The organism is Mesorhizobium terrae, from assembly GCF_008727715.1.
In the GTDB taxonomy this organism is placed as follows: domain Bacteria; phylum Pseudomonadota; class Alphaproteobacteria; order Rhizobiales; family Rhizobiaceae; genus Mesorhizobium; species Mesorhizobium terrae.
Genome location: NZ_CP044218.1, coordinates 581,189 through 594,418 on the forward strand (window position 1 = coordinate 581,189; position 13,230 = coordinate 594,418).

General features: G+C 62.2%; 7 protein-coding genes. All 7 read left to right on the forward strand.

Annotated features, from left to right (window positions below; translation table 11 throughout):
- The first annotated feature begins 105 nt into the window (after nucleotides 1-105).
- The 7 genes from tssL to FZF13_RS04075 all read left to right on the forward strand — a co-directional run bounded on the left by tssL (nucleotide 106) and on the right by FZF13_RS04075 (nucleotide 13,222).
- Complete coding sequence (gene tssL, locus FZF13_RS04045; RefSeq protein WP_307418931.1) at nucleotides 106-1,662, forward strand: type VI secretion system protein TssL, long form; 1,557 nt, start codon at nucleotides 106-108, stop codon at nucleotides 1,660-1,662.
- On the forward strand, nucleotides 1,662-5,192 hold the full coding sequence (tssM, locus tag FZF13_RS04050; protein WP_171020976.1) for a type VI secretion system membrane subunit TssM: 3,531 nt from the start codon (nucleotides 1,662-1,664) through the stop codon (nucleotides 5,190-5,192). The genes tssL and tssM overlap by 1 nt, the downstream gene beginning before the upstream one ends.
- Entirely contained in the window at nucleotides 5,174-6,103 is a 930-nt protein-coding gene (locus FZF13_RS04055; protein ID WP_244431324.1) for a PP2C family protein-serine/threonine phosphatase, read from the forward strand. The genes tssM and FZF13_RS04055 overlap by 19 nt, the downstream gene beginning before the upstream one ends.
- A complete protein-coding gene (locus tag FZF13_RS04060; protein ID WP_024925023.1) occupies nucleotides 6,093-8,444 on the forward strand; it encodes a serine/threonine-protein kinase in 2,352 nt (783 codons plus the stop codon). The genes FZF13_RS04055 and FZF13_RS04060 overlap by 11 nt, the downstream gene beginning before the upstream one ends.
- Before the next feature lie 12 nt (nucleotides 8,445-8,456).
- Nucleotides 8,457-8,954: a DUF1036 domain-containing protein gene (locus FZF13_RS04065; protein WP_024925024.1), complete on the forward strand. Its 498-nt coding sequence runs from the start codon at nucleotides 8,457-8,459 to the stop codon at nucleotides 8,952-8,954.
- Nucleotides 8,951-11,374: a M23 family metallopeptidase gene (locus FZF13_RS04070; RefSeq protein WP_024925025.1), complete on the forward strand. Its 2,424-nt coding sequence runs from the start codon at nucleotides 8,951-8,953 to the stop codon at nucleotides 11,372-11,374. The genes FZF13_RS04065 and FZF13_RS04070 overlap by 4 nt, the downstream gene beginning before the upstream one ends.
- Nucleotides 11,375-11,602: 228 nt before the next feature.
- Nucleotides 11,603-13,222, forward strand: coding sequence for a caspase family protein (locus tag FZF13_RS04075; RefSeq protein WP_024925026.1), 1,620 nt, complete (start codon nucleotides 11,603-11,605; stop codon nucleotides 13,220-13,222).
- Nucleotides 13,223-13,230: the final 8 nt, after the last annotated feature.

Consider the following 13,230-nt stretch of genomic DNA (forward strand, 5'->3'; position numbering starts at 1 on the left):
GGCGTGTGCAGGAATGTCATGTTTCCGCAAGATCAGCCTTTTCATCCGGTCCGCAGCGAAGATTGAGCCCGGCCCAGGCCTCCCTTCCCGCCCTAGAAATGCTCGTTGCAACTCGACACGGGTGCGCCGATGAGCTCGAAGGACGACCCCTCCGAACCACCGGAAAAAACCATCATCCGCGCGTCACGGCCAGGAAAAAAGCCGCTTGGCGCTCCCGATGGCTCCGGTCCGCAAAGCGTGCAACGTGCTCCGACACCCGCCAGAGAAACGACGATCTTCGACCCCGGCGTCGGCCGGCAGATGCCGCTCGGCTGGTCGTCCGGAACCGTGGTCGTTCAGGAAGCCACGCCAGGAGCAGCCCCTGCCCCGATACTCGCGTTGCAGCAGGACGTTCTGCTCAACGCCACCGCCGGCGTGAAGTATGCAGCGGCAAATCCTATCCTTGCCGCCGCGGCCCCTTTGCTGATGCTCTTCGGACAGTTGCGGCTCATACCGGTCGAACGACAAGCGGCGGCCTTGGCGGAGCATATCGCCGACGCCGTCGAGACTTTCGACCGCACAATCGCCAAGGCCGCTATTGGCGAAGAGGATGCCCGCATCGCGAAATTCGCCCTTTGCGAAACCGCTGACGACCTTGTCGGCAACCTGCCCTGGCCGAGCAAGGAAACCTGGCTTCAGCACAGCCTGGTGGCGCAGTTCTTCCACACGAAGCCAACAGGCGTCGGCTTTTACGACGCGCTGAACAGTATCCTCGCCAAGCCCGAAGCGCATTACGACCTGCTCGAACTGATGCATGCCTGCCTGTCGCTGGGTTTCGAAGGCCAGTACCGAGGCCTGCCGGGCGAACGGAATACACTCGAACGTGTCCGGCGCGACGTCTACGACACGTTGCGTTACTTCAGGCCACGCGCCGCCGGCGACATCTCACCCCGGTGGCAAGGCATAGCGGCGCCGATGTCCAAGCCACGCGGACGGCTACCGCTCTGGGCGGTCGCAGCCGCCGCGGCGACCCTGGTGACAGCGGCCTTCTTCGGGCTGCGGATATTGATCACCGACGAAGGCGACGCGACCGCCGGCGCGTTGCTGGCACTCAATCCTTCGACCCCAATTATCATCGAACGTGCCAGCGTGGCGGCACCCGGCGAACCGGCGGAAGCCAGCCCGCCGCCACCGACGGTCCCCGATACCACTCAGGTCGACCGCATCCGCACCGCACTCGCCAAGGAGATCACCGGCGGCGGACTGAGTGTCGGCACGAAGGGTGATTTCATCGTTGTCGAGATCAGCAACCAGCTTTCGTTCGCTTCCGGCCAGGCAGAGACGAAGGCGCAGTTCCAGCCGATCGCAGCCGACATCGCCACGGCGCTCGATGCCGAGCCAGGACCGATCAGGATCGTCGGGCACACCGACAATGTGAAGCCGAAGAACACGAGCACATTCAAATCGAATTTCGACCTTTCCGTCGCCCGCGCCAAAGCAGTGGAGGCGATGCTTACCAAGCAGTTGAAGGACCCGTCGCGGCTCAGCACAGACGGCAAGGGCGAGGACGAACCGATCGCCGACAATCAAACGGCGGACGGTCGCGCCAAGAACCGCCGCGTTGACATCATGATCCCCAAACAGGAAACTTTACAAGCCGGCTCAGCGGAGAACGGCAACTGATGCGCTGGTTGCCGCGGATATTCAACATGATCGCCCTGGCGGGCTTCTCGGCCGCCGTCTGGTATGCCGGACCGCTGATCCGCTTCGCCGATACCCGCCCGCTTGGCCCCATGTGGCTCAGGGCGACAATCATCGGCGTCACCGTTGCGGTGCTTGCGCTGTTCTACGGCATCCGCTTCTGGCAGCAACGCAAGGCGCAAAAAGCGCTCGAAACGGCCATTGTGCGCAGCGACGAGCCAAACGACGATTCGCAGGCGCTCGAAGCGCGCATGGGCGAAGCCATCGCCACGCTGAAGCGGACGAGCGGCAAGCGCAATTTCCTCTATGACATCCCCTGGTACGTCATCATCGGCCCGCCCGGGGCCGGCAAGACGACGGCGCTGGTCAATTCCGGGCTGAAGTTTCCGCTTGCCAGTTCCGGCAGCGCACAGCCGGTGGCCGGCGTCGGCGGCACGCGCTTATGCGACTGGTGGTTCACGGACGAGGCAGTGCTGATCGACACGGCCGGCCGCTACACGACCCAGGGGTCGGACCGTGAGCGCGACAAGGCGAGTTGGCTCGCTTTCCTGCGATTGCTCAAGAAATACCGCACCAGGCAACCGATCAACGGTGTGATCCTCGCCATCAGCCTTGCCGATCTGATCGGCTTCGACGACCAGCAGCTAGACGCGCATGTCACCGAAATCAGAAGCCGCCTGCGCGAACTGCACGAGACGTTGAAAATCCAGTTCCCGGTCTATCTGCTCTTCACCAAGGCCGATCTCGTCGCTGGCTTCATGGACTATTTCGGCGATTTCGACGAGGCACGCAGGCGCAAGGTGTGGGGCGCGACCTTTCAGACCGCCGACCGCACCAAAAATATGGCTGGCGAGGCGCCGGCGGAATTCGACGGACTTGCGAGGCGGCTCGCCGAGGAAATTGCCGACCGTCTGCAGGACGAGACCGATCCGGTGGCGCGGATCGCACTCTTCGGTTTTCCGGCTCAGTTCGGCGCGCTCAGGAACCGGATAACGCAGTTCATCGGCAGCCTGTTCGATGCATCTCGATCACAGGTGAATGTCAGCCTGCGTGGGCTCTATTTCTCGTCCGGCACCCAGGAGGGGACACCCTTCGACCAGGTGCTGGGCGCGATCGGCCGCAGCTTCGGCAGCACCCCGCAAGCGTATCTTTCCGGCACCGGCAAGAGCTTCTTCCTGCACGACCTCCTGACCAAGGTGATCTTCCCGGAATCGGGCTGGGTATCTTTCGACCGGGTGGCTGAACGGCGCGCCAGCTTGACCAGGTTTGGCGGCTTGGCGGCGATCGGGCTGGGGGCTTTGGCGGCACTTGGGGTGCTTGGCCTCAGCTTCTTCGCCAACAAATCGTTGATCGCCTCCACCCGGCAAGCGATGGCGCAGTATCGCGACAGCGCGGATTCGCTGCTCAAAAGCACGGCTGTGACCGACGTCGATCTGGAGAACGTCATCGGCCCGCTCGATCAGTTGCGCAGCCTGCCGGCCGGTTTCGAAAGCGGAGCCCAAGGCAAGCCAATTGAGGAAGCCTTCGGATTGAGCCAGCGGGAGAGGCTGCAGTCCGCCTCCAAGACGGCCTATCGACAGGCGCTTGAACGAACCTTCCGCTCCCGGCTCCTGGTTCAGGCAGAGCGGACGATCCAGGCCAGGATGGCCGATCCGGCTGCGCTCTACCAGCCGCTGAAGATCTACCTGATGCTGGGCGGCAAGGCGCCGAAGGTCGATGACGAGTTGATCGTCTCATGGATGAAGCAGGACTGGGAAGAAAACCGTTATCCAGGTGAGAACAACCGCGAAGGCCGCGTCCAGATCGAAAAACATCTGCGCGCCATGCTTGCCCTCGATGACGCTTATGATCCAGTCTTCGAACTCAACCAACCCCTGATCGAGGCCGCGCAACGCTCGCTCGGGCGCATGAGCTTGGCTGACCGCGCATCGGCGCTGATCAAGTCAGCGGTCTACGCCGCAACGCTGAGCGACTTCTCCGTCGCAACCAAAGCCGGCCCCGAGGCGCAGCTTTTGTTCGAACGCATGGATGGCGGCGACCTCGCCGATCTTCATGTTCCCGGTCTTTACACCCGCGCCGGATTCAACAGCTTCTTCCTGCCGCAGCTTTCACGCATCGCGCAGATGCTTGTCGACGAGCGATGGGTGCTCGGCGGTGGCGGCGAACAAGGCGGCATCGATCAAGATCTGCCCAAACTCGGCCCCGAACTCGTCGACCGCTACGGCAAGGAATTCGCCGCCGCGTGGAAAGGCACGCTCGATCAGCTGAAGTTCAAGGCGATGCTGAAGGACAAACCGCAATATATCGCGCTCTCGGCGGCCGCTTCGCCGGACTCACCGCTCGACCAGCTGTTTACGGCGATCGCCGATGAGACCGCGCTGACGAAAGACAACACCGCCTCAGAGGGCGAGACCGGAATTGCGCTGAAGGACCCGGCTGGGATGGCCAAAGGCCTGGCCCGCATCGGCTTGCAAATCGCCGGGGGCAAATCGCAAAGCCGCGCGGGCACAAGCTCAGCTCTGGCGCAAAATGCCGGCGCCAGCGTCGAGGCGCAGTTCCGGTCTTTCCAGACGCTGGTCAGCGGCACTGCCGGGCACAGGCCGCTCGATGCGCTGACGCAGAACTTTCGCGATATCTTCCAGAGCTTGAAGCTCTCGGCCGATGTCCCCTCGCAGACCGAACGTGTCAACGCGAACCTGCGGCTACAGATATCGACACTACGCGCCAATGTCTCGCGCCTGCCCAAGCCGCTCGCGCGCATGGTGACGGCCACGGCGGACGAGTTTGAAGGCAATGTCGCCGAGACTTCCGTGGCCAACCTCAACCAGAACCTCGATCAGTCCGTCACGCGCGCCTGCGAGGCGGTGGTCAATGGCCACTATCCTTTCGCTGGAGACGGCACGGAAGACATCTCGATCGCGGATTTCGCCAAGCTGTTCGCGCCTGGCGGCCTGATGGATCGCTTCTTTGCACAGAACCTTGCGCCGCTGATCGACATGACGGGCCAGGAATGGACCTGGAAACAGGATGCCCGTTCCGGCCGCGGCCTCGCCAAATCGACCTTGAAGGCATTCCAGTCCGCCGCGGAGATCCGCAGCGCCTTTTTTCCTTCCGGCGGCTCGGTGCCGTCGGTCAACATTACATTCACGCCTTTTTCGCTCAACGGCGATGCCGACAGCGCGGTCCTGAACATCGACGGCCAGATCGTCCAAAGCAGTCAAGCAGGGAACACGCCGAGCACAGTGACATGGCCGAACAGCGCGGCTTCCGCCTCTGCCAGCCTCAGCCTTGCGCCGGAAATGCCGGGCCGCGAGTCCGCACTCAAATTCGAAGGGCCGTGGGCGTTGAAGCGGCTGCTAGACAAGGCGACGCTGACCAGCAATGGCGGCAACACCGAAGCGCGTTTCGTCATCGGTGGACGCGACGTTGCCTACACGATCCAGACAGACCCGGGAGCCAACCCCTTTCTGTTGCCGGCTTTGTCCAGTTTCAGTTGTCCGAAGGCTTTCTGAGATGGTTCCCGACAGATCAGCGCCAACTTCGACCGTCATTTCGATACTCTAATGTACGTGCTTGTGGCAAAATGGTCTGGGTACGCAGCCCATCGTTCGTCACAGAGGACGCTCGCAAAGCGCTTGGTGGCAATTTGAGCACTGTCGCCCTTCCCGTCGAAAGCTTCGGCGTGAGCCACAAGGGCTGCGTGCGCGACCACAACGAGGACAATTACCTCGTCGAACCGCAGACCGGCCTATGGGTGGTAGCCGACGGGATGGGCGGGCATGAAGCCGGTGAACTCGCCTCCGCCAGCATCGTTGATCATCTGGCGACGATCGGTATCGCCAGCTCGGCGCCGGATCTTCGCGCCCGTTTCGAGGATCGGCTGAGCCGCGCCAACGCTGAAATCCGCGACATATCACGATCGCGCGGCATCACGATCGGTTCCACTTTCGCGGCCTTGCTTGCCATGGACGGCCGCTTTGCCTGTCTGTGGGCCGGAGACAGCCGCATCTACCTGGTTCGCAACAGCTTGATCAACCAGGTCTCGAAAGATCACTCGGAGGTCCAGGAACTCCTCGACCGCGGCGCGATCAGTGCGGAAGAAGCACTCACCTGGCCGCGCCGTAACGTGATCACGCACGCAGTCGGCGTCAGCGACCAGCTCAAGATCGATTTCCGGCAAGGTGAGTTGATGCCAGGCGACGTTTTTGTTCTGAACACCGACGGGCTGACCGCGCATGTCAGCGACGCCGAGATCGAGGCAGCGGTCAAGTCCGCCACGCCGCAGGCTGCGTGCCGGAATCTGCTGGAGACCGTTCTGGCGCGTGGCGGAACCGACAATGTCACCATTGTCCTCGTGAAGATGGGCGACGAGCGCGACGGGAGGTTCGATCCGGAGCAGAGGGCCTCGCAAAATGAGCGATGACGACAAGACACGGATATCGACGAACATCACCTATGCGGGTGTGGGCACGCAACTTAGCGCCATTTACGAGCTCGATGAGAGGATCGCATCCGGCGGCATGGGGGAGGTCTATCGCGGTCACAACATCCAGACCGGCGACCAAGTCGCGATCAAGATCGTGCTGCCAGAATTCGCGCGCGATCAGACCATCTTGTCCCTGTTTCGCAAGGAAGCGTCGATCCTCAATCACCTGTCGCATGACGCCGTCGTACGCTACCACGTCTTCACCATCGATCCGGGGATCGGCCGTCCCTACCTCGCGATGGAATTCGTGGACGGCCCTTCGCTGTTCGACATCTTCCGGCTCGGCGCCATGCCACCGCAAGATGTGCGCCGGCTCTGCCATCGCCTCGCTTCGGGACTGAGTGCCGTGCATCAGGCTGGCGCTATCCACCGCGACCTGTCGCCTGACAACATCATCCTGCCAGGTAGCCGGGTCGAGCGCGCCAAGATCATCGATTTTGGCATAGCGCGCTCGGCGACCGTCGGGGGAGAGACGCTGATCGGCGGAAAATTCGCCGGAAAATACAACTATGTTTCGCCGGAACAGCTCGGCCTCTATGGCGGCGAAGTCAGCGAGCAATCCGATATTTACAGCCTTGGACTGGTGCTGGCCGCAGCGCTTCGCGGAAAGCCGCTGGATATGAGCGGTTCGCAATATGAGGTTATCGAAAAGCGCCGTACGGTGCCGGACCTGTCGGACATTGACCCCGATTTCCGCGATCTCATCGAAGCGATGCTTCAGCCGGATCCACGCGACCGCCCGGCCAGCATGGCAGAAATCGCCAGGGCGACCCGCGACGACGACGCCGATGCGACATCGCCACCGGCATCGTTTGGCGCACGCGAGCGCTCCGGACTGCCGCACGCCGGCTGGACTGCACCTCCCGGCGCCCGACCGCCCTCGCTGCCACCCTTAGGCGAGCAGCGCTTCGTTCAGCATGTGCGGCCGGCGCATCTGTCGGAACCGGCGCCGGCAGCCGCTGCGGCCAGCCCCCCCACACCGACCACGCCACCAAAGCCCACGCGGATGCCGGTGATCGCAAGTGGCGCCATAACCTTGGCTGTTCTGGCCACTGCGGGTCTCTATGTCAGCGGCGTCCTGGCCCCCTCGCCTCCTGTGGAGAAGGCAGCGCCACTCACGCCGAAACCCGCTGTGGAAGCGCCGCCCGCTGTTCAACCTGAGAAGGTTGCCAACAACAACCAGACGCAAGGCCCACAGCCAGCCGAAGCCCAGCCTACGCAACCTTCGACCGAGAATTCGCCGACGACCGCACCCGTGCCGAAGACGGCCGAAAGCCAGAAGCCGGCGCTGCCGGCCAGCGAACCGCCCGCAGCCGACGCACCCCAACCGAACCGCGCGGAAACTGAAAGCAAGCCGTCGCCGGATACAAAGCCGATAGAAACCAAGCCCGGCGTACCGAACCCTGTCGACGTGCTGCCCAAGGCCAATGCCTCATCCTCTCCTTCTGCGAAAAGCCAGGAACCAGCGCAGTCGACACCCCCACCGAAAGAGCCAGAAGCGGCAGGCCCGACAGCCCAGCAACTGGAAACAGCGAACACGCCGACACAGTCACCGCCGCAGCCGCCAGCCGCCAAGCAGCCCGGAAATACCGATGTCGCAATCAATCTACCCAAGCCGGAAGTTCCATCGGCGAAGAAAGCCGACGAAACGGCGCAGCGCGCGTCGTGGGTGCGTGACTTCAGCGGCGGGGATTGTTTCTACGCGTCACTGACGTCGGCAACGGACAATGCGGCAGCCATCGAAGGTTTCGGAACGGCCGTGCGGCCATTCGAGCAGATGCTCGGCGATTTCCGGTCGAGGTTCCATATCGAGCCGGACATCGGCGTTCGGCTTATCTCTCAACCGCAATGCGAGGTGACCAGTTTCCTGCACTTCTTCGATCGCAGCAGCGCTGAACGGCCGCAACTGGTCCTCGACCGGACATCGGTGCCGGATGACACGCCGATCGGCGGCACGCTGGTTACGCGTGGTGGGCTTGTGTCGAATGTGATGCTGATCGACCACAAGGGCATTGCCTTCAATCTCGACGACCGCATGGTCGCGCAGACCGACAAGGCGGCGTTCAGCATCCCGATCGGTCTTGGCGCCGCCGACAAGGCAGCCGGCAAGGCCGTTCCGCAGATCATGCTGGTGATCACCGGACCCCGCGACATCCGGGCGGCGGTTTTTTCGAGACCGACACCAGCCTCCGAGCTTCTGCCCAAGATTCTCGAGGAGATCGGAGCCGACGGTTCGCAGTTTTCCGCCACCGCCAAGTATTTTCAACTTGGCGGATAAATATGGATGCCGATGGACCTCCGCTACTCGCGTTTGTTCCAGCCGTCATCGCCCAGGCGGTATGGCTGGTTTCGAATATGGCCTGAGTTCTCCGGCCGCATGACGGCCGCCGCTGTGGTCGGCGCAACGCTGCTCTCGATCCTGTCGATTGACCAGGCCCATGCAGAATTCACGGTGTGCAACCAGACGCTCGACGTCGTTAATCTCGCCGTCGGACAGAAGGTCGACAATGCCGACCAGACTGACGGCTGGTGGACCATCGGCGCCAACCAGTGCGTGAACGTCATCCGTGAGGAGTTGGCCAACCGCTACATCTATCTCTACGCAACGGATGTCTTCGGCCACGCGATCCTCAACGGATCGGTCGAAATGTGCATCGACCGACGCCGCTTCTTGATACGCGGTATTGAAAAGTGTTGGCAGCACGGCCACATCGCGGCGCGTTTCGTCGAGGTCGACACGCTAGAGCAGGTGCGCTGGACCTATTTCCTGACCGGAAATAGCCCGTGACGCACAGCATCGACACGAGCTTCAAACGCAAGAAGCAGGCGCGACTGACTGAGCGCCGGCGCAAACTTTGGCGCAGAGCCTTTGCCGGCCTCGCAACGCTCGCCATCGTTGCGGTCGCCACCGGCTTCTATCTTACCAGGGACTACTGGTCGTTCGGTGACGAGGACGAGGAACTGCATCCTGTCGAGGGCATGGAAGACGTACCACCCGATGCGTCGGTCTACGTGCCTGCGATCATCGGTCTCGCCGGGGACCCGATGTGGATCACGCTTGCGCCCGACGCCGACACCGAAACGAAAGGCCGCGCAATCGCGCGCCCGGCCGAGCTCGACAGTTCCGGCGCGTCGCCACAGATCGAGATCCTCTCCGACGTGATGCTGAGCGCCAGCGAAAAATTCATGACGACGATCCCGTCGACGCAGGAGGATTTCGCATTCTTCCAGGCACAGCGGCAGACCGCTCCAAAGCCTTCGGCAACGGCGCCGAACGCCCAGCAACCGGCTTCGTCGGCTGTGGTCGCGCCGCCCGCCGATCAACAGGGCGATCTGGAAAACGATCTCCAGCCTGCGCCTGACAATGGCGACGCGGCTTCCAGTTCGGTTCCCAAGGCCGACGCAGACGATCCTGAAGCCGGCTGGGGCGAAACGATCGACCAAGGCGAGGCAGCCCTGCCCGCGTTCAAGAAAACCGCGATCGAAAACACCACCACCGTCACGACAGTCACGAACGAATATCGACGCTTCGAGGCGACCAAAGACACTTTCGTAAAGATCTTCAATGATCGTAGCCTGGATAGCGTGGTGCTCGATGCTCATTTCTCCGCCGATGACGCAAAGGCATCAGGCGAGGCGTTGAAGACGTTGTTCAACCGCGACGGATTAGAGGCAGGGTTTGTCGTCGCGATGCGCGGGTTCCGTCCGGCCCGCGAGACGACGACCATGTCGCTCATGCAGATTTCGGTCTACGCCAAGAATATCTATGTCGGCACTTTGACGCGCAATACGGCGGGAGCCTTCGTTTCGGGCGTCGATCCGTGGGTCAGCGAGGATCTCTTCAACTATTCCGGAGCCTCCGATCAGGGTGGGCCCAAACGACAGTATCGTCTGCTCGACGCGATCTATTCGACGGCAGCACGCAACAAGGTCCCGACAAGCGTTATCGGCGAGGCGATCATGTATCTGTCGCGGGGACAGGACCTGGATGCCTTCGCAAGCGAAGACCAGCGTCTGGTGCTGATCTACTCGCAGGCGCCGCGCGGCCAGGACGAGACCTCCGGAAGGGTTCTCTATGTTGGCGTATCGGGTACCGAGAAGAGCCTCGACTGTTTCGTCTTCCAGCAGAGTGACGGCCAGTATGCATGCGTCACGGGCAACGATGAGGTTCGTTCGCTGACCGTGACGAACGGCATGGTCACGCCAGTCAGTGGGGTGATGACCTCGACCTTCGGTCCGCGCAAGCATCCGATCCTCGGCACGGTTCGAATCCACAAAGGTGTCGACTGGGCCGCTCCGATCGGCACACCGATCGTGGCCGCCTTCGACGGCGAGATCACCTTCCAGGGCGATGGCGGCAGCTACGGCAACCTGGTGAAGATAGCGCATGCCAACGGGCGCGAGACCCGCTATGCCCACATGCAGAAATTCGCCATCGCAAGCGGCAGCGGCACCAAGGTGAAGGCTGGCGACGTCATCGGGTATGTCGGGACCACAGGGCTTTCGACCGGCCCGCATCTCCATTTCGAGCTCTATCAGAACGGCGAGGCCATCGATTCCTTGGGGACAGTCACCACGGTTGCCACCGGCAATTCCGGTGGCTCATCCGATACGGCTGTCGAGACCCTGACCGAGCGGATCGTTCATGTCGAAAGCGGAGGCAGCGCTCGCGCCAAGAATCCAAACTCGTCTGCAACCGGCGCCGGCCAGTTCATCACTAAGACCTGGATCCGGATGATGAACGCCTATCGCCCCGATCTTGCCAGAACGCTATCGACCGCCGACCTGCTCGCGCTTCGTTATGACGCCACGCTCTCGCGTGAGATGGTGCGCAACCTGGCGCGCGAAGGCGAAGCGTATCTGCGCGGACGCGGCCACCAGATCACAGCTGGGCGCCTTTATCTGTGCCATTTTCTCGGCATGGAAGGCGCGCATCAGGTGCTGGCCGCACAGGGCTCGTCACAGCTGAGCGCAGTGCTGGGATCAGCCGTTATTCAGGCCAACCCGTTTCTCACAGGCAAGACCGCCGGCTACGTGATCGACTGGGCCGAGCGAAAGATGGGGCAGAAAGTGACGCGTGTAGCCGCCGATCAGACCCAGCCGACGGCGACAACGCAAATTCGGCAGACATCGCCGGAGTTCGAAAAATACAAGCAGGCAATAACGGCGCTGCTCGACTCGATCCAAAACCCGCTTAAGCCAGGCTAGTCAAAGCCGCCGACAACATCGGAACAGTCGCCAGGTTGATTGGTTTTCAGGCGGACGGGTGGTATATTAGAGCACATTTGCAGAGGCTTTTTGGCGCCCTGTGAACCTAAAATGTGACAGGGGTCACATACGCCCAGAGCCCTTTCTGGCAGAAGCGACTTTGTCGCTGACGAAATTGCGAATGCGTGGACATCGATAACGCGCCCCAACGGGGTGGAGGGCTGATCCATGAAAGCGTTCACCGTCCTCTTGACTGGATTCATTCTCGTGATCCTGGCCGCGTTCTGCGTCCAGGCTGCCACGCCCGGCAGCAAGCGCGTCGCGCTGGTCATCGGCAACAGCAAATATGTTAATGCCGTCGCCTTGCCCAATCCAGCGAACGATGCCCGCCTTATTGCGTCCACGCTGCGCAATGCCGGCTTCGAGGTTGTCGAAGGCATTGACCAGGACAATGCCGGCATGCACGCCCTGATCGGTAAGTTCACCGAAGAGTCCTACAACGCGGACCTTGCCGTCATTTTTTACGCCGGGCACGGCATGCAGGTCGACGGCAAGAATTATCTCATCCCGGTGGATGCCGAACTGTCATCTCCCGCCTATCTCAAGACCCGCACCGTGCAGATCGATGAGTTCATGGCGGCACTGCCGGCCGATCCCGCTGTCGGCATCATCATCCTCGATGCATGCCGCGACAATCCGCTGGCACGCACGCTGGCTGCGTCCTTGCCGAAGAGCCGCTCGTTGGGCGCCGGCCTTGCTCCGGTGGATGCAAAAGCCGACGGCATCGGCACCGGCGGCGTGCTGATCGCCTATGCGACGGACCCCGGCGCCATCGCTTTCGACGGCAACGGTGTGGACAGTCCCTATTCGCTGGCGCTCGCCAAGCACCTGACCGAACCCGGCGTCGAAATCCAGAGCGCGCTGACACGCGTCCGCGGCGAGGTAACGGAGGCCACGCAAGGCCGGCAGCGGCCATGGCATAATGCTTCGCTGGGGCGCGAGGTTTTCCTGGGCAAGCCTGTGGCGCAGGCAGCCGCGCCAGTCGCGGCCCCAGTAGCCGACGCAGCCAAGACGACGGACGCACCCGCGCCGGCGGTCGGCACGCCACCATCCTGGGAGGTCGAGCAGCGCCTCTGGGATGAAGCATCAAAGAAGAATGCTGTTCCCTTCTATGAGGCCTATCTCGAACAGTTCCCGACCGGCCGTTTCGCCACGGTGGCAAAGCTCAACATCGATCAATTGAACGACCTGAAGGCCGACAGCAAGCAGGTCGCGTCGCTCAATGCGAACGAAGCAAAAGCCAATTCGGGCTCGGCCGTGCGCACCACAGTCGGTATCACCGATGAGATGAAGCGGACGCCGGGCACCGAGCTGACTGAAAACGCCATCGGGCTCGACCGCAACGGACGCATCGATCTGCAATTGCGCATGGAAGCGTTGGGCAATGAGCTTGGCCAGGCCGACGGCAATCTTGGTCCGAGGACACGCCAGGCAATCGGTGTCTGGCAGGGTAAAAACGGGCTGCCGCAGACCAGTTATCTGACACGCGAGCAACTGGCGTTCCTGGCGATCCAGACCGACCCGATAATGGATACGATACGCGCCAAGAAGGCCGTCAATAAGGTCGGCAAGGCGCCGGCCAAGAAACAGGTCGTACAGAAAACCCGCACGCTCAAGCAGGTGGCGGAACAAAAGCCGCGCAAGAAGCAGCAAGTTGTCCAGCGGAGGCACAACAGCGGGACCGACGTCCGCGACGAGCCGCCGCCCCGGAGAGACGACGGCGATTTCCTGACCAAGGCGCTGATCTTCGGTACCGGTATTGCCGTGGGTGGCGCGCTCAAGAACTGATCAGAGAC

Excerpts from the sequence above, each read along its gene's own strand:
- FZF13_RS04060 (WP_024925023.1), top strand. The coding sequence starts at position 6,093 with ATGAGCGATGACGACAAGACACGGATATCGACGAACATCACCTATGCG.
- tssM (WP_171020976.1), top strand. The coding sequence starts at position 1,662 with ATGCGCTGGTTGCCGCGGATATTCAACATGATCGCCCTGGCGGGCTTC.
- FZF13_RS04075 (WP_024925026.1), top strand. The coding sequence starts at position 11,603 with ATGAAAGCGTTCACCGTCCTCTTGACTGGATTCATTCTCGTGATCCTG.
- FZF13_RS04065 (WP_024925024.1), top strand. The coding sequence starts at position 8,457 with ATGGACCTCCGCTACTCGCGTTTGTTCCAGCCGTCATCGCCCAGGCGG.